The 16,424-nt window shown below is 71.4% G+C and carries 14 protein-coding genes; 6 read left to right on the top strand and 8 right to left on the bottom strand.

Features of this window, described 5'->3' with window-relative positions; translation table 11 throughout:
• Positions 1–59 precede the first annotated feature (59 nt).
• On the bottom strand, positions 60–1,775 hold the full coding sequence (locus ATL40_RS15450; RefSeq protein WP_098469407.1) for a DNA recombination protein RmuC: 1,716 nt from the start codon (positions 1,773–1,775) through the stop codon (positions 60–62).
• Positions 1,776–1,890: 115 nt separating this feature from the next.
• Here ATL40_RS15450 and ychF point away from each other — a divergent pair, with 115 nt between their 5' ends.
• The 3 genes from ychF (at position 1,891) to ATL40_RS09925 (ending at position 3,767) form a co-directional block, all read left to right on the top strand.
• Complete coding sequence (gene ychF, locus ATL40_RS09935) at positions 1,891–2,970, top strand: redox-regulated ATPase YchF (RefSeq protein ID WP_098469406.1); 1,080 nt, start codon at positions 1,891–1,893, stop codon at positions 2,968–2,970.
• 141 nt (positions 2,971–3,111) lie between these two features.
• A complete protein-coding gene (locus tag ATL40_RS09930) occupies positions 3,112–3,345 on the top strand; it encodes a FitA-like ribbon-helix-helix domain-containing protein (RefSeq protein ID WP_098469405.1) in 234 nt (77 codons plus the stop codon).
• Entirely contained in the window at positions 3,342–3,767 is a 426-nt protein-coding gene (locus tag ATL40_RS09925) for a type II toxin-antitoxin system VapC family toxin (RefSeq protein WP_098469404.1), read from the top strand. The genes ATL40_RS09930 and ATL40_RS09925 overlap by 4 nt, the downstream gene beginning before the upstream one ends.
• Positions 3,768–3,899: 132 nt before the next feature.
• Here ATL40_RS09925 and ATL40_RS09920 read toward each other — a convergent pair whose 3' ends face one another.
• The 6 genes from ATL40_RS09920 to ATL40_RS09895 are packed head-to-tail and all read right to left on the bottom strand — an operon-like array spanning position 3,900 to position 10,498.
• Entirely contained in the window at positions 3,900–4,703 is an 804-nt protein-coding gene (locus ATL40_RS09920; RefSeq protein WP_098469403.1) for an aldolase/citrate lyase family protein, read from the bottom strand.
• On the bottom strand, positions 4,688–5,473 hold the full coding sequence (locus ATL40_RS09915; protein ID WP_098469402.1) for a 2-keto-4-pentenoate hydratase: 786 nt from the start codon (positions 5,471–5,473) through the stop codon (positions 4,688–4,690). The genes ATL40_RS09920 and ATL40_RS09915 overlap by 16 nt, the downstream gene beginning before the upstream one ends.
• Entirely contained in the window at positions 5,473–6,627 is a 1,155-nt protein-coding gene (hpaD, locus tag ATL40_RS09910) for a 3,4-dihydroxyphenylacetate 2,3-dioxygenase (RefSeq protein WP_098469401.1), read from the bottom strand. The genes ATL40_RS09915 and hpaD overlap by 1 nt, the downstream gene beginning before the upstream one ends.
• A gap of 60 nt (positions 6,628–6,687) precedes the next feature.
• Positions 6,688–8,205, bottom strand: coding sequence for a 5-carboxymethyl-2-hydroxymuconate semialdehyde dehydrogenase (hpaE, locus tag ATL40_RS09905; RefSeq protein WP_098469400.1), 1,518 nt, complete (start codon positions 8,203–8,205; stop codon positions 6,688–6,690).
• Positions 8,206–8,246: 41 nt separating this feature from the next.
• A complete protein-coding gene (locus ATL40_RS09900; RefSeq protein WP_098469399.1) occupies positions 8,247–8,930 on the bottom strand; it encodes a GntR family transcriptional regulator in 684 nt (227 codons plus the stop codon).
• Positions 8,927–10,498, bottom strand: coding sequence for a fumarylacetoacetate hydrolase family protein (locus tag ATL40_RS09895; RefSeq protein WP_098469398.1), 1,572 nt, complete (start codon positions 10,496–10,498; stop codon positions 8,927–8,929). The genes ATL40_RS09900 and ATL40_RS09895 overlap by 4 nt, the downstream gene beginning before the upstream one ends.
• 159 nt (positions 10,499–10,657) lie before the next feature.
• Between ATL40_RS09895 and ATL40_RS09890 the strand changes: the two genes are divergently transcribed.
• The 3 genes from ATL40_RS09890 (at position 10,658) to ATL40_RS09880 (ending at position 15,799) form a co-directional block, all read left to right on the top strand.
• Positions 10,658–12,556 (top strand): FAD-dependent monooxygenase, encoded by a 1,899-nt coding sequence (locus ATL40_RS09890; RefSeq protein ID WP_098469397.1) that lies wholly within the window; start codon positions 10,658–10,660, stop codon positions 12,554–12,556.
• A 75-nt stretch (positions 12,557–12,631) separates the two neighbouring features.
• On the top strand, positions 12,632–14,104 hold the full coding sequence (locus tag ATL40_RS09885) for an NAD-dependent succinate-semialdehyde dehydrogenase (protein ID WP_098470413.1): 1,473 nt from the start codon (positions 12,632–12,634) through the stop codon (positions 14,102–14,104).
• 21 nt (positions 14,105–14,125) lie between these two features.
• Entirely contained in the window at positions 14,126–15,799 is a 1,674-nt protein-coding gene (locus tag ATL40_RS09880; RefSeq protein ID WP_098469396.1) for a thiamine pyrophosphate-binding protein, read from the top strand.
• A gap of 58 nt (positions 15,800–15,857) precedes the next feature.
• Here ATL40_RS09880 and arfB read toward each other — a convergent pair whose 3' ends face one another.
• Positions 15,858–16,298, bottom strand: a complete 441-nt coding sequence (gene arfB, locus ATL40_RS09875; RefSeq protein ID WP_098469395.1) for an alternative ribosome rescue aminoacyl-tRNA hydrolase ArfB — start codon at positions 16,296–16,298, stop codon at positions 15,858–15,860.
• Between the last annotated feature and the right edge of the window lie 126 nt (positions 16,299–16,424).

The following is a 16,424-nucleotide window of genomic DNA, read 5'->3' as shown; positions in this document are numbered from 1 at the left end:
GGTACAGCCTGCCTGGTGTGGAGCGCTGGTTCGACCCGCGTCCACAGCCGCGCCGTCCATCAGCCGTCGGTGCCGTTGCGCTTGCGGGTGGGGTGTGTTCCTTCGATCCCCGGGACCTCGAGAGCGTCCTCGAACAACGAGTCCTCGCCGCGCGGGCCCAGCACCCGGGTGCGCTCCTCGGCCGCGGCGGCCTCGCCCGGGTAGAGGTCGGCCTTGGCGGCGGGGGTGGCATGCACCTCCAGCGGCGGCGGCACCTGGACGTCGTCGTCCAGGCCCTGCAGGGCGCTGAACCGGCGGATCTGCGGCACCACCCGGGAGTCCAGGGACGCGGTCATCTTGTTGAAGGTCTCCACGGTGCCGTTCAGCCGCTTGGCGAGGTCCTCCAGGTGCTTACCGAAGGTCTGCAGGCGCTTGTGGAGTTCGCGGCCCACGGTGAAGACCTGCTTGGCCTCGGTCGCGAGCTGCTCCTGACGCCAGGTGTAGGCCACCGTGCGCAGCAGCGCCACCAGGGTGGCGGGTGTGGCGACGACGACGTTGTTGCTGAAGGCGTGCTCCTGCAGCGTGGGGTCCTGCTCCATGGCGGCGTTGAGGAACACCTCCGAGGGCACGAACATCACCGTGAACTCCGGTGTGGAGTCCAGGTGCGCCCAGTACTCCTTGCTGCTGAGCTGGTCCACGTGCTTGCGCATGTGGCGGGCGTGCGCGGCCAGGCGCTGGCGGCGGGTCTCGTCGTCGCGGGCCTCCATGGCCTCCAGGTACCCGTTGAAGGCGACCTTGGCGTCCACCACGATCTGCTTGCCGTCCGGCAGCGTGACCACGAGGTCGGGGCGCAGGGCGCCGCCCTCCACCTGGACCTGCTCCTCGAAGTCGACGTGCTCCACCATCCCGGCGATCTCCACGGTGCGACGCAACTGCATCTCGCCCCACGCGCCGCGCACCTGCGGCGCGCGCAGCGCGGTGACCAGCTGGTTGGTCTCGGCGCGCAACTGCTCGGAGGAGACCTGCATGCCCTTGACCTGCTCGGCGAGCGCCGTGTGCGCCGCCAGGCGCGCCTTCTCCGCCTCGGTCATCTCCGCCTTCACATCGCCCAGGGTGCGGGTCAGCGGCTCCACCAGCTGCTTGACCGCCTCCTCCCGCTTGGCCAGTTCCGCGGCGCTGGCCTGCTCGGTGCGCTTGAGGCGCTCCTCGGCCTGCTCGAGGAAGGACTTCGCGTTCGCCGCCAGGGCCTTGGCGGACAGCGCCTCGAACTCGTCCGACATCCGCTTGGTATCGGCTCGCAGGGACTCCAGGGCCTGGGCGTGGTCTGCCCGCATCCGCTCCTGTTCGGCCTGGTGACGACGCTCGGTCGCGGCTAGCTGATCGGCAGCGCGCTGCTGCTCGGCGCTCAACGCCTCCGCTGCCCGCGCCTGCTCCTCGGCGCGCGCCTGCTCGGCACGCTGCACCTCGGCGGCGATCTGACGCGCCCCGCGCTCCTGCTCGGCCTGCACGTCCGCCACGCGGCGACGCTCCGCTTCCTCGGCCTCCTGCCGGCGCCGTCGCTCGGCCTGGGCCGCGGCGTCCGCAGCCTCCTCCCGCACCTGGCCCAGCCGCTGCTCGGCGTCGGCAACGGCGCGCTCGTGCGCGGCCTCGGCGGCCTCCAGGCGGGTGCGCAGGGCCGCTGCCTCGCTCTCCCCGGCTCCTCGACGCGCGGCGGCGCGGTTGCCCGCCAGCAGGTAGCCCAGTCCGGCCCCGAGCGCCAGGGCGAGGATCGCGACGATCAGTGCGGTGCTGTCCATGGCCTAAGTCGACCACGGGGGACTGACATCCTCGGGCAGGACTGGCCGCACGCCGTCGTTCCTCCCTCGTGGCGGGCGGGCGCACAGGGGCCCGAACGCCGTAGTATCGACGCCCGTGGCACTCACTATCGGAATCGTCGGCCTGCCCAACGTCGGCAAGTCCACCCTCTTCAACGCCCTCACCCGCGCCGGCGCCCTCGCGGCGAACTACCCGTTCGCCACGATCGAGCCCAACGTCGGGGTCGTGCCGCTGCCGGACGAGCGCCTGAACACCCTCGCCGGGATCTTCGGTTCGGAGAAGATCGTGCCCGCCACGGTCTCCTTCGTGGACATCGCCGGCATCGTCAAGGGCGCCAGCGAGGGCGAGGGCCTCGGCAACCAGTTCCTCGCCAACATCCGCGAGGCCGACGCGATCTGCCTGGTCACGCGCGCCTTCGCCGACCCGGACGTGGTGCACGTGGACGGCCGCGTGGACGCCCTGGCGGACGTGGACGTGATCATCACCGAGCTGATCCTCGCCGACGTGCAGACCCTGGAGAAGGCCATCCCGCGGCTGGAGAAGGAGGTGCGTGGCAAGAAGACCGAGGCCGCCGTCCTCGCCACCGCCCAGCAGGCGCACGAGCTGCTCCTCACCGGCGAGACGATCGCGGCGCACCGCGGCGACTTCGACGCCGAGATCCTCAAGCAGTTCGGCCTGATGACCGCCAAGCCGTTCATCTACGCCGTCAACACCGATGATGCCGGACTGGCCGACACCGAGTTCCAGGCGACGGTGCGCGAGCAGTTCGCGCCGGCGGACGTGATCTTCCTGGACGCCAAGTTCGAGTCCGAGCTCGCGGAGTTGGACGAGGAGGACGCCGCGGAGATGCTCGCGGAGTCCGGCCAGGAGGAGTCCGGTCTGGACCAACTCGCCCGCGTGGGCTTCCACACCCTCGGCCTGCAGACCTACCTCACGGCCGGCCCGAAGGAGTCGCGCGCCTGGACGATCCGCCAGGGCTGGACGGCGCCGCAGGCCGCGGGGGTCATCCACACCGACTTCGAGAAGGGCTTCATCAAGGCCGAGGTCATCTCCTTCGCCGACCTGGTGGAGGCCGGGTCCGTCGCGAACGCCCGTGCCGCGGGCAAGGCGCGCGTGGAGGGCAAGGACTACGTGATGGTCGACGGCGACGTGGTGGAGTTCCGCTTCAACGTGTGAGCAGTGCCTTCGTGCCCTGAATGATGCCCCGCCCGAGCGCGTCGTGACGAGGTTGCCGGGGCGTCGTGCTGAGTCCACAGGTCTAGCATCGGTGCGCGCGCAAGCGCTAGCATCAGCGATAGCACTGGGAGGTGGTCGCCGATGTCATCCATCATCGTCCGCGGTCTTGACGACGCCGTGAAGCAGCAACTCGCCTCACAGGCGAAGGAGCACGGGCGCTCCATGGAGGCCGAGGTCCGTGACATCCTCACCAAGGCAGCTAGACGGCCGCACATCGGGATGGCGCTCCTCTCTGCTGCGCAGGACGTCGGCGGGGTGGAAGGCCTGCCCGTGCCGGCCCGCGACGACGTCGCCCGGGCGGTCGACTTCGAGTGATCATCCTCGACACGAACGTCATCTCGGAGATCTTCCGTCCGTCGCCGGAGCCGCTCGTGGTCGGTTGGCTTACGTCGCTGACGGGTGACGTCGCGATCACGTCCGTCACGCTCGCGGAACTGTTGGCGGGGGTGAGACGGCTGCCGGATGGTCGGCGCAGGGACGAACTGGCCCGGCGCATTGACGCAGCGCTCGCGCCGTACAGAGGCACCCGCGCGGTGTTGCCGTTCGATGAGGTGGCGGCCGACCGCTACGCCGACGTGCTCGTGACCCGTGAGAACAGGGGAGCGCCAATCAGTACAGCTGACGCGCAGATCGCCGCGATCTGCCTGGTGCACGGAGCGACCTGCGCGACGCGAAACGTGAAGGACTTCGTGCACACCGGTGTCGAACTGGTCGACCCGTGGAGCGCGGCCGGATGAGCCAGGTGCTCGACGCCGTCTCTGCCTCGTGAGGCCAGCACCCGGTTCCCGCGAGCGCGTCGTCCAAGCGCCGAGACCGCATCGAGGTCATGGTGCCGGTCCGGGGAGGCTGCCGCGGGCGGCCGGCCGCCGTCAGTACCCGGAGCGCTCGCCAGACTCCTCGCCCGGGATGAAGCGAGCGGCCAGCGCCTCCGAGCCGCGCGCCAGCAGCGCGACGTCCGCACCGACGATCACGAACTGCGCGCCCGCCGCGAGGTAGTCCTGGGCCACCTGGGGGTCGAACGCGTTGACGCCGACCGGCTTACCCGCCGAGCGCACCGCCTCGAACGTGGCGTGCACGGCGCGCAGCACCTCCGGGTGGGTCTGTGACCCCAGCAGTCCCATCGAGGCGGCCAGGTCACTAGGACCCACGAACACGCCGTCCACGCCGTCCACCGCCGCGATCTCCGCGGCCGCAGTCACGGCGTCGGCGGACTCGATCTGGACCATGAGCGAGACGTGATCCTCGGCCTGCGGAAGGTAGTGGGCCACGCGGTTCCAGCGCGCGGAGCGCCCGAGCGCCGAGCCGACGCCGCGGATGCCCCGGGGTGGGTAGCGCACCGCCCGCACGGCGGCCTCCGCCTCGGCGGCCGAGTTCACCATCGGCACCAGGATGGTCTGCGCCCCGAGATCGAGCACCTGCTTGAGCACCACGGGGTCGGCCGAGGGCACCCGCACCACCGGAGTGATCGGGTACGCGGCCACAGCCTGCAGCTGGGCGAGGACGGACTCCAGGCCGTTGGGTGCATGTTCCATGTCCAGCAGCAGCCAGTCCAGCCCCGATCCGGCGGCGATCTCGGCGACCAGTGGCGAGCCGGAACACACCCACATCCCGGCGAGCGCCCGTTTGCTCTCGGCCAGCGCCGCGCGGAACGTCGGCCTCAGACGAAGCGACATGTCACCACTCCCATCTCCGCGAAGTCGCAGCGCACCTCATCGCCGCGCGAGACCCACATTGGTCTGGTGAACGAGCCTGCCAGGATCACCTCGCCGGCTTCCAGGCGGGCGCCGTGCTGGTGGAACGTGTTCGCGAGCCACGCGACCCCGCGCGCCGGGTGCCCGAGGACCCCCGCGGCCACGCCGGTCTCCTCGATCTCGCCGTTGCGACTGAGGACACCGGGCACCCACGGCAGGTCCACCTCGTCCACCCGTCGGTGCACGTCACCGAGCACCATCGCCCCGTAGGCCGCGTTGTCGGCGATGGTGTCCACGATCGTGCGCCCCTCCAACTCGATGTGGGAGTTCAGGATCTCCAGCGCCGGCACGGCGTAGTCGATGGCCGCCAAGGCGTCCGCCAGCGTGCAGTCCGGGCCGGAGAGCGGCGTCGCCAGCACGAAGGCCAGTTCGACCTCGACGCGGACGTTGGAGAACTGCTCGAACGGGATCTCGGCGCCGCTAACGTGCACGGTGTCGTCGAACATCACGCCGTAGTCGGGTTCGGTGATCCCGGTGGCCTGCTGCATCGCCTTGGACGTCAGGCCGATCTTGCGGCCCACGAGGCGCCGACCGGCGGCGATGTTCGCATCGCGCCACACCCCCTGGATCGCGTAGGAGTCCTCGATCGTGGCCTGCGGGTAGCGGGCCGTGATCCGCGGGATCACGCCGTGGGTGCGCTCGGCCTCGGCCAGCTCCGCCGCGATCTGGGCGACCTGCTCGGGCGTGAGCATCACAGCTGGTGCCCGAGTTTGTACTCGCCCTGCTTCCAGGCGGGCATCTCGTCCTCGTCGGCCGGGCGGGTGTAACTGAACCCGTCCGCGCCGATCGTCACGGCCATCTCGTTGTCGTCGCTGCGGGCGACCAACGGTTGGGGATTGCCGTCCAGGTCGAGCACGAGGGAGGCGTCGGTGTACCAACTGGGGACCACGGGGTTGCCCCACCAGTCGCGCCGCTGGTTGTCGTGCACGTCCCAGGTGACCACCGGGTTGTCCGGGTCACCGGTGTAGTAGTCCTGGGTGTAGATCTCCACGCGGTGCCCGTCCGGGTCGCGCAGGTAGAGGTAGAAGGCGTTGGAGACGCCGTGGCGCCCGGGGCCGCGCTCGATGGCATCGGAGCGACGCAGCGCGCCGAGCTTGTCGCAGATCGCCAGGATGTTGTGCTTCTCGTGGGTGGCGAAGGCCACGTGGTGCATCCGCGGCCCGTCCCCTCCGGTCATGGCGGTGTCGTGCACGGTGGGCTTGCGGCGCATCCACGCCGCGTACAGGGTGCCCGCCTCGTCCTGGATGTCCTCGGTGACGCGGAACCCGAGGTCCTGCATGAACCGGGTGGCGCGGGCGACGTCCGGGGTGACCTGGTTGAAGTGGTCCAGGCGCACCAGCGCCCCGGGGGAGTACAGGTCGTAGCGCCACGCCAGGCGCTCCACATGCTCCACCTCGTAGAAGAACTCCAGCGGGAACCCCAGGGGGTCGGTGACGCGCACCGAGTCGCCGATCCCGTCGGTGAACCCGTCCGCTCGGCGCTCCACCCGGCACCCCAGCTCGGTGTAGAAGGCCACGGCCTTGTCCAGGTCCTCGGGGGTGCGCACCCGGTAGGAGAAGGCGGCCACCGCGGCCACCGGCCCCTTGCGCAGCACGAGGTTGTGGTGGATGAACTCCTCCATGGTGCGCAGGTAGACGGTGGTCTCGTCCTCCTGAGTGACCTGGAGGTCGAGCACGTCGACGTAGAACTGCCGGGAGGCGGCGAGGTCGGTGACCACGAGCTCCATGGAGGCGCAGCGCAGGATGTCCGGCGCGGGCGCGGAGGGGGTCGGGATCGGGTTGTCGGTGTGGATCGGCGCCTCGGCGGAGACGAAGAAGCCTGAGGAGGTGCGGGTCTTGTCAGTCATGTCGCGTCCTTGCGTCGTGCTGGATGGGTGGGCTGGGGCCCGGCGCTCGCCGGCCCGCCCTCAGCCCTTGCCGAAGGTAGGGTTGTGCACCGTGCCGAGGGTGATGTGGACGGCCTGCTGGTCGGTGTAGAAGTCGATCGAGCGGTAGCCGCCCTCGTGTCCGAGCCCGGAGGCCTTCACCCCGCCGAACGGGGTGCGCAGGTCACGGACGTTGTTGGAGTTCAGCCACACCATCCCCGCCTCCACGGCCTGGGAGAAGGTGTGCGCCCGCTTCAGGTCGTTCGTCCAGATGTAGGCGGCGAGGCCGTACTCGATCCCGTTCGCCAGGGCCAGGGCCTCCTCCTCGGTGTCGAAGGGCGTGATGGCCACGACGGGTCCGAAGATCTCCTCCTGGAAGATGCGGGCATCGGCCGGCACGTCGGCGAACACCGTCGGCGCCACGAAGTTGCCCGTCTCGAAGCCGGCTGGGCGACCACCGCCGGCGACCAGGCGCCCCTCGGTCTTGCCGATCTCCACGTAGCTCATCACCTTGGCGAAGTGCTCGGGGTGCACCAGCGCCCCGACCTCGGTGGCCGGGTCGTGGGGGTATCCGACCACCACACGCTCGGCCTGTGCGGCGTACCGCTGCACGAACTCGTCGTAGATCTCCCGCTGCACCAGGATGCGGCTCCCGGCGGTGCAGCGTTCCCCGTTGAGGGAGAACACCCCGAAGATCGTCGCGTCCACGGCGGCCTCGAGGTCCGCGTCGGCGAAGATCACGGCCGGGCTCTTGCCGCCGAGTTCCATCGACAGGCCCTTGAGGTGGGGTGCGGCGTTGGCGAAGATGAGCTGGCCGGTGCTGCTCTCCCCGGTGAAGGAGATCAGCGGCACCTCGGGGTGCTTGACTAGCGCATCGCCGGCGTCCTCGCCGAGCCCGTTGACCAGGTTGAACACGCCTCGCGGGAGACCGGCCTCCTCGAAGATGCCGGCCCACAGGGAGGCTGACAGCGGGGTGAACTCGGCGGGCTTGAGCACCACCGTGTTCCCGGTCGCCAGCGCCGGGGCGAGTTTCCAGGACTCCAGCATGAACGGCGTGTTCCACGGTGTGATGAGCCCCGCGACGCCGATGGGCTTGCGGTTGACGTAGTTGATCTGGCGCCCTGGCACCTTGTAGGTGTCATCGGTCTGCGCCACGATCAGGTCGGCGAAGAAGCGGAAGTTCTCCGCGGCGCGCCGCGCCTGACCGAGGGCCTGGGTGATCGGCAGCCCCGAGTCGAAGGACTCCAACTCCGCCAGGCGCGCATCGCGCGATTCCACGAGGTCCGCGATCCGGGTGAGCACCCGGGCGCGTTCCCGCGGCAGCATCCGCGGCCACGGGCCCTCGGTGAAGGCCCGTCGGGCGGCGGCGACGGCGCGGTCCACATCGGCCCTCTTGCCCGCCGCGGCCTGCACGTAGGTCTCGTTCGAGACGGGGTCGAGCACCTCGAAGGTGTCGCCGTCGAGGGAATCGACGAAGGCCCCGTCGATGTAGTGCTGGATGCGGGAGGGTAGGTCGCCCGGCACGTGTCGCTGCGGTGCGAGGGTCGCGTCGTGGGACATCGGTTCTCCTTGTATGCGTGCGGGTGCGGGCGGGTGGCGACCTAGAAGGCGGGGAGGCCGAGGGTCTCGTCCGGGTGTTCGTGGATCATGTAGGCGTCCAAGGTCGCCGACCGGTGGCGGCGGGCGGCCTTCTCGATCTCCCCCAGGGGGGCACCGTTCTCGATGAGGGTGAGGATGCTCTCGTGTTCGCGCACGGACTCCTGGGCGCGGCCGGGCACGAAACTGAACGTGGAATCGCGCAGGTGCCCCAGGCGGGCCCACTCGGCCTCCACGAGTTCCAGCAGGCGAGGGTTCGCGCACCGCGCGAACAGCAGGCCGTGGAACTCCTGGTTCAGCGCGGTGAAGGCGCGCGGGTCGAAATGGTCGAGGGTCTCGATCATCAGGTCGTTGACCTGCCGGGCCTTGCGCAGGTCGTCGGCGTTGAGCCGCCGCGCCGCCAGCGCCGTCGCGGAGCCCTCGAGGATGGACAGGGTCTGCATGCTGTAGCGGTACTGGGTGTCGTCCACCATGGACACCCGGGCGCCGACGTTGCGCTCGAAGGTGACCAGGCCCTCGGCCTCGAGCTGGCGGATGGCCTCTCGCACCGGCACCACGCTCATGTCCAGTTCGGTGGCGATGGCGCTGAGCACGAGGCGGTAGCCGGGCGTGAACGCCTGCTGGGCGATGCGCTCCTTGATCCAGTGGTAGGCCTGCTGGGACTTGCTGCCGCGATCGGTGAGGGTCATGCGCCCGATCCTTCCCCGGTCGTCTCGGCCTCGTTCGTCTCGGACTCAGTCGTCTCGGCCTCGTTCGTCTCGGACTCAGTCGTCTCGGCCTCGTAGCGGGTCCGCCAGGTGGCATCCATCGGGAACAGGCCGTCCAGCGGGTGCCCTTCCCGCACTCGCTCGGCGATCCAGGCGTCCTCCGTCTCCTGGGCGAGGGCGGCCTCGGCCACCTCCCGGGCCAGGTGCGGGGGGATGACGATCACGCCGTCGTTGTCCCCGACGACGATGTCGCCCGGCGCCACGGCCGTGCCCCCGCAGGCGATCGTCAGGTCGGTGTCCCAGGGCACGTGCCTGCGGCCCAGGACGGCGGGGTGGGCACCTCGTGTGTAGACGGGGATCCCGACCTCGGCCACCGCGTCGTAGTCCCGCACGCCCCCGTCGGTGACGATCCCGGCCGCGCCGTTGGTGTGGGCGCGCAGCGCGAGGATGTCACCCAGAGTGCCGGACCCGGCCTCGCCGCGGGCCTCGATGACGATGACCTCACCGGGTCCGACGGCGTCGAAGGTCCGCTTCTGGGCGTTGTACCCGCCGCCGTGGGTGGCGAACAGGTCCTCGCGGTGGGGCAGGAATCGCAGGGTGCGGGCCCGGCCGACGAGCTTGCGGCCGGGGTGCAGGGGACGGACGCCGTCGATCGTGACGTTCTGCAGCCCGCGCTTGCGCAGTTGCTGGGACAGGCCCGCCACGGGTGCGGCGGTGAGCGCGGCCAACAGATCCGCCTCCAGGCCCGGGGGAGTGGCGGGGGCCCGGCTCGGCTCCGGCAGACCCGCGGCCTCGCGGGAGCCCCACGCGTCGGCGCGCTGGGCGTCGTCGACGGCGGGGAGGGAACCCAGATCCGGGTCGAAGGCGCCTGGGCCCTCGACGACGGGGGTCACCAGTCGGCCCGTCGTGGGCGAGCCGGGCGCCTCGGGTGCGTCGACCTCGACCTCCACCACGTCACCGGGCGCCGCCACCGAGGCGCCGGCGGGGGTGCCGGTGAGGATGACGTCGCCCACCTCCAGGGTGGCGTGCTGGGCGAGGTCGGCCACGATCTGGGTGAGCCCGAAGAGCAGGGTCGCGGTGGTGTCCTCCTGCACGAGGCGACCGTTGAGCCAGGTGCGCACGCGCAGCGCGTGCGGGTCCACCGCGCGGGCGTCGATGAGCGCGGGGCCCAGCGGGGTGTAGCCGTCGCGACCCTTGGAGCGCACGTTGGAGCCCTTGTCCGCGGCACGCAGGTCGTAGAGGCCGACGTCGTTGGCGGCCGTCACCCAGGCCACGTGATCCCAGGCCTGGGCGGCGGAGATGCGGTGCGCCGTCGAGCCGATCACCAGGGCGATCTCCCCCTCGAAGGCCAGGAGCTCGGTGCCCACCGGGCGCTGGACTGGGGCGCCGGAGCCGGCCAGGGAACTGCTCGGCTTGTAGAAGTAGGAGGGGGCCGCGGGGCGACGGCCCCGCTGGTCGGCGCGTGAGGCGTAGCTCAGGTGCACGGCGATGATCTTTCCGGGGCGCTGCGGCAGCGGGCCGTACCGGCCGCTGGAGTGGCTGTCGGTCATCCGGAGCTCCTTCGCTCTTGCGTCGTATCGCGGATCGTATATGATCTGGTCCCATCGCGGCAACGGCTCGCACCGCGCCACCCGCACCCCGGTGTGGCTGATCGAGGAGCGAGCCACGCGTGCCACGCCCTGGACGAGGATGTCCTGAAGGGAGAGACCATGCAGTTCCATCACCACGGGTACGTCTCGGGGGACCCGCGGGTCCGCGACGCCGAGGGGACCGGCGTGGACCGACCCCTGGATCTGCCGGAGGAGATGGACCTCCTCATCGTGGGATCCGGGCCGGCGGGTATGTTGCTCGCCGCCCAGATGTCGCAGTTCCCCGCGGTCACCACCCGCATCATCGAGCGCCGCGAGGGGCGCCTCCGGCTCGGGCAGGCGGACGGGATCCAGCCGCGCAGCGTGGAGACCTTCCAGGCCTTCGGGTTCGCGGAACGGATCGTGGCGGAGGCCTACAACATCGCCTACATGAACTTCTGGGGCCCCGATCCGCAGGACCCGGCGCGGATCGTGCGCACGGCCCGCACCGAGGACTACGCGCTGAAGATCAGCGAGTTCCCCCACCTGATCGTCAACCAGGCGCGGGTCCTGGACTACTTCGCGGAGTCCGCGCGTCACGGCCCGGGTCGGATCGTGCCCGACTACGGCGTGGAGTTCCTCGGCCTGCAGGTGCACGAGGAGGGCGAGTATCCGGTCGAGGTCCGGGTGCGCCACCTGGTGGGGGAGCGCGCCGGCGAGGAGCGCACGGTGCGGGCCAAGTACGTGGCCGGCGGCGACGGCGCTCGCAGCGGGGTGCGCGACGCCATCGGGCGGGTGCACGTGGGTGGGGCCTCGCAGCACGCCTGGGGCGTGATGGACGTGCTGGTCAACACCGACTTCCCGGACTGGCGCACCAAGTGCGCCATCAACGCGCGGGCCGGGAACATCCTGCACATCCCCCGCGAGGGCGGGTACCTGAGCCGGATGTACATCGACCTCGGTGAGGTCGCCGAGGACGACAACCACCGGGTCCGTGCCACCTCGATCGAGGACATCATCGAGCGGGCGAACGCGATCCTGCACCCCTACACGATCGAGGTGAAGCAGGTCGCCTGGCACAGCGTCTACGAGGTCGGTCACCGGGTCACCGACAAGTTCGACGACGTGGCCGAGGGGGAGAGCAGGTCCCCGCGGGTGTTCCTCATGGGGGACGCCTGCCACACCCACAGCGCCAAGGCCGGCCAGGGGATGAACGTCTCCATGCAGGATGCCTTCAACCTCGGCTGGAAGCTGGGCTACGTGCTGGCCGGCCTGAGCCCCGAGTCCCTGCTGGCCACGTACTCGGCGGAGCGGCTACCGGTCGCCCAGCAACTGATCGACTTCGACCGCGAGTGGTCCAGCCTCATGGCCCGCAAACCCGAGGAGATCACCGACCCGAGCGACCTCGCCACGTTCTACCTCGGGACCGCCGAGTTCCCCTCGGGGTTCATGACCCAGTACGGCCCCTCGATGATCGAGGCGGATGGGAGGCACCAGGCCCTGGCCGACGGGTTCCCGATCGGCAAGCGGTTCAAGAGCGTGCAGGTGGTGCGGGTCTGCGACGGCAACGCGATCCACCTCGGTCACCACGCGCGCGCGGACGGCCGGTGGCGCCTGTACGCCTTCGCGGACGCCGCCCCGGCCGGTGCGGAGTCGGCACTGGCCGCCTGGGCGCGGGCGATGTCCCGTCCCGAGAGCGCGCTGCGCCGATTTACGCCGCAGGGCGCCGACGTCGATGCCATCCTCGACGTCAAGGTGATCTACCAGCAGGGCTACGAGGAGGTTGACCTGGGCGCCGTGCCGGAGCTCTTCCTGCCCCGCACCGGCCCGCTCGCGCTGACGGACTGGGAGAAGGTGTACGCCGCGGCACCGAATGCGTGGAGCCACGCGGACATCTTCGCCGAGCGCGGCATCGACCGTTCCGGGGTGGTCGTCGTGGTGCGCCCCGACCAGTACGTGGCCGCGATCCTGCCGCTGACCGCGACCGAGGAGCTCGAGGCGTTCCTCGGGCAGTTCCTCCGGGCCGGCGCCGCGGGCTAGCGTCGCCACGGCACCGGCCGAGACCATGGAGACCGTCGGGCTGCACCACGCCCGACCCACGACGAAGGGCTTGTGATGACCGAGAACCGGAGTGCCGTGCTGGAGTCCGTGCCGGAGGGCCTGTTCATCGGCGGTGCGTGGCGCCGGGCGCAGGAGGGCCGCACCCTGTCGGTGAACGACCCGGCCACCGGGCAGGAGATCAAACGCATCGCGGATGCCACCCCCGCCGACGGGATGGCCGCCCTGGACGCCGCGGTGGCCGCCGGGCCCGAATGGGCCGCCACGCCCGCGCGGCAACGGGGCGAACTGCTGCGGCGGGCCTTCGACCTGCTCACCGAGCGCTCGGAGGAGTTCGCCCTCCTCATGACCCTGGAGATGGGCAAACCCCTGGCCGAGGCGCGCGGCGAGGTGACCTACGGGGCCGAGTTCCTGCGCTGGTTCAGCGAGGAGGCGCCCCGGATCCAGGGTCGCTATGGTCCGAACCCCGAGGGCAGCGGACGGATCGTGGTCTCCCAGCACCCGGTGGGGCCGTGCTTCCTCATCACCCCGTGGAACTTCCCGCTCGCGATGGCCACCCGCAAGATCGCCCCCGCCCTCGCCGCGGGATGCACCGCCGTCATCAAGCCAGCCGCGCTCACCCCGCTGACCACGCTCGCGTTCGTGGCGCTGCTGGAGGAGGTGGGCCTGCCGGCCGGCGTGGTCAACGTGGTCACCACCTCGACCTCGGGGGAGGTCTCGGAACCGATCATCCGCGACCCCCGGTTGCGCAAGCTCTCCTTCACCGGCTCCACCCCGGTCGGGCGGAGCCTCCTGGAACAGGCGGCGCAGGGTGTGTTGCGCACCTCGATGGAGCTGGGCGGGAACGCGCCGTTCGTGGTGTTCGAGGACGCCGACCTCGACACGGCAGTCGAGGCCGCGATGCTGGCCAAGTTCCGCAACATCGGGCAGGCGTGCACGGCCGCCAACCGATTCATCGTGCACACGGCGGTGGCCGAGGAGTTCACGCGCCGGGTCACCGAGCGCGTGCAGGCGATGCGGATCGGTCCCGGCACCCAGGAGGGGGTGGCGATCGGGCCGCTCATCGATGACCGCGCCGTGGCCAAGGCCGAGGCCCTGGTGCAGGACGCCGTCGCGCGCGGTGCACACCTGACCACGGGCGGGCACCCGGTGCCCGGCCCCGGGACCTTCTATGAGCCGACCGTGCTCAGCGGGGTCGCCCACGGGAGCGACATCCTGCGGGAGGAGGTCTTCGGACCGGTGCTCGCCGTCGTCCCCTTCGAGGGGGAGGAGGAGGCGGTGCGCCTGGCGAACGACACCGAGTACGGCCTGGTGTCCTACGTGTTCACGCAGGACCTGGCACGCGGGCAGCGGATGATCGAGCGGCTGGAGACCGGGATGTTGGGCCTCAACGTCGGTGTCGTCTCGAACGCGGCCGCCCCGTTCGGCGGGTGGAAGTCCTCCGGGCTCGGGCGTGAGGGCGGCGCCGAGGGGATCGCGGAGTACCTGCAGACGAAGTACACCCTGACGCCGGATCCCTTCGCGGGCTGAGGAACAGGAAGGAGTCCTGCCATGGTCACGGTGTCAGCCCATGTCGCCACCACGCTCGCCCGCCACGTCGACCACATGTTCGGCGTGATGGGCAACGGGAACGCCTACGTGCTGGACGCGCTGGAGCGCACCACCGACGTGCTCTTCATCGCGGTCAGGCATGAGGCCGGGGGAGTGGTGGCGGCCGACGCCTACTACCGCGCCTCCGGCCGCCTGGCGGCCGCGACCGCCACGTACGGCGCCGGCTTCACCAACACCCTGACCGCGCTGGCCGAAGCCGTCCAGGCGCACGTGCCGCTCGTGCTGGTGGTGGGCGATGAACCCACCTCCGGTCCGCGCCCCTGGGACGTCGACCAGATCGGCATGGCCGCTGCCGTCGGGGCGCGCACCTACACCGTGGGCAGGACCGACGCCGCGGCCACGGTGGTGATCGCCGTCGAACATGCCCTGACCTACCGGGTGCCGACGGTGCTCGCGGTGCCCTACGACGTCGCCCGGCTCGACGCCGGAGTTGTCCCCACCGTGCCCGAACCGCGACTCCCGGCGCCCGTGGCCCCAGCCGGTGTGTTCGCCGAACGCATGCTGGAGGAGATCGCCGAGGCTCTCGCGGGCGCGGAGCGGCCGCTGCTGCTCGCCGGCCGTGGCGCCTGGCTCGCCGATGCCGGCCGCACGCTGGGCGAGATCGCCGACGCCGTCGGCGCGGTCACGGCCACGACCGCCCTGGGGCGCGGGGTCTTCCCCCGCCCCGAGTTCGACCTCGGGGTCACCGGCGGGTTCGGCGCACCCGGGGCGATGGACCTGGTCCGCGAGGCCGACGTCGCCGTCGTCTTCGGCGCCTCGCTGAACCAGTTCACGATGCGGTTCGGTGACCTGGTCGCCCCGGGCACCCGGATCTACCAGATCGACACGGCGCAGGCCGCCACGCACCCGCACGTGGGCGGGTTCGTCCGCGCCGACGCGGGCGTGGCCGCCCGCCGCATCCTCGCCGCACTGGGGGAGCCCGCGCCTCGGGCCGCGCCGTGGCGGGAGTCCGTGGCGATCGCGCCGCTGCGCGCGCAGGAACGCGGCGACGACCACGCCCCCGAGGGCGCCCTGGACCCCCGCGAGGTGGCGGCCCGCATCGGCGAGATGCTCCCCGCCGACCGCGTGGTCGTCTCCGACGGCGGCCACTTCATCGGCTGGGCCAACATGTACTGGCCGGTGGCCGCACCCGATCGCATGCTCATGGTCGGCACCGCCTTCCAGGCCATCGGGCTGGGCTGGCCGTCCGTCCCCGGTGCCGTGCTCGCGAAGCCCACCGCCACCGTGGTGCTGACCACCGGTGATGGTGGCGGGCTGATGGCGCTCGCCGACCTGGAGCCCGCGGTGCGGGTGGCCGGCGGCCGGGGCCTCGCGGTGGTCTGGAACGACGCCGCCTACAGCGCCGAGGTGCACGTGTACGGCCGCGCCGGGCTCGCGCGCGAGCCGATGCTCATCCCGCAGGTCGACTTCGCGGCGCTCGCCGCCGGGGTCGGCGCCGAGGGCGTGGTGGTCCGCAACCTCGGTGACCTCGAGCGGCTGCGCGCCTGGGCGCTGCAGGATCCGGAGCAGCGGCCGTTCCTCGTGCTGGACTGCCGGGTGTCCGGCGACGTGGTCGCGCCGTACCAGCACGAGATCATCCGGGCGAACACCCCGGCGGTCGCCGACCGCGAGTAGCGCACACGGCGGCGGGCGCCTGGTCTTCCACCAGGGCACCCCGCTGCCGGGGTAGGCGCTACTCGGGGCCGGGTCGGCGTCGGGTCTGCTTGAGCTGGGAGCGCTGGGTCTTCGCCGCGAGTCGACGGCGCTGGGAACCTCGGGTGGGCTTGGTGGCGCGGCGTTGTGGCTGCGGGATGAGCGATTCGCGCAGGAGTTCGGCCAGGCGCTGCCGCGCCGCGGCCCGATTGCGCCACTGTGAGCGGTGCTCGGAGGCCTCGATGACCAGTTCGGTGCCCACGAGTCGGGGCGCAAGGCGCTCCAGCGCTCGGCTGCGCTGCGCCTCGGTGAGCGACGCCGTCGTGCCCAGATCGAAACGTAGTTGCACCCGGGAGTCGGTGGTATTGACGGACTGACCACCGGGGCCGGGGGAGCGGGAGAACTGCTCGGTGAGCTCGGCGGCGGGGATGCGCAGGCCGTCCGGGATCCCCGGACCCGCCGCCACGATCACCTCGTCCACCCATCCAGTGTGCGCGCCGACGTCGACCCGGGTGTCGTGGCCAGGCCTCGCTACGGGCGGTGCACCCCTCGCTACGGGCGGTGGACCGGGTCGCGGCGCCCGATTCCTCCAGCCGGGTGTACGCAC

It is taken from the genome of Serinibacter salmoneus (assembly GCF_002563925.1).
GTDB lineage: Bacteria > Actinomycetota > Actinomycetes > Actinomycetales > Beutenbergiaceae > Serinibacter > Serinibacter salmoneus.
The sequence above is the reverse complement of the archived record's forward strand: the minus strand, read 5'-3'. Positions and strand labels throughout refer to the sequence as shown.

What these genes read in the sequence shown, in the direction of transcription:
- ATL40_RS09895 (WP_098469398.1), bottom strand. Translation starts at nt 10,498, where the DNA reads ATGACCGACAGCCACTCCAGCGGCCGGTACGGCCCGCTGCCGCAGCGC.
- ATL40_RS09880 (WP_098469396.1), top strand. Translation starts at nt 14,126, where the DNA reads ATGGTCACGGTGTCAGCCCATGTCGCCACCACGCTCGCCCGCCACGTC.
- ATL40_RS15450 (WP_098469407.1), bottom strand. Translation starts at nt 1,775, where the DNA reads ATGGACAGCACCGCACTGATCGTCGCGATCCTCGCCCTGGCGCTCGGG.
- ATL40_RS09890 (WP_098469397.1), top strand. Translation starts at nt 10,658, where the DNA reads ATGCAGTTCCATCACCACGGGTACGTCTCGGGGGACCCGCGGGTCCGC.
- hpaD (WP_098469401.1), bottom strand. Translation starts at nt 6,627, where the DNA reads ATGACTGACAAGACCCGCACCTCCTCAGGCTTCTTCGTCTCCGCCGAG.
- ATL40_RS09930 (WP_098469405.1), top strand. Translation starts at nt 3,112, where the DNA reads ATGTCATCCATCATCGTCCGCGGTCTTGACGACGCCGTGAAGCAGCAA.
- ATL40_RS09885 (WP_098470413.1), top strand. Translation starts at nt 12,632, where the DNA reads ATGACCGAGAACCGGAGTGCCGTGCTGGAGTCCGTGCCGGAGGGCCTG.
- ATL40_RS09920 (WP_098469403.1), bottom strand. Translation starts at nt 4,703, where the DNA reads ATGTCGCTTCGTCTGAGGCCGACGTTCCGCGCGGCGCTGGCCGAGAGC.
- ATL40_RS09900 (WP_098469399.1), bottom strand. Translation starts at nt 8,930, where the DNA reads ATGACCCTCACCGATCGCGGCAGCAAGTCCCAGCAGGCCTACCACTGG.
- hpaE (WP_098469400.1), bottom strand. Translation starts at nt 8,205, where the DNA reads ATGTCCCACGACGCGACCCTCGCACCGCAGCGACACGTGCCGGGCGAC.
- ATL40_RS09915 (WP_098469402.1), bottom strand. Translation starts at nt 5,473, where the DNA reads ATGCTCACGCCCGAGCAGGTCGCCCAGATCGCGGCGGAGCTGGCCGAG.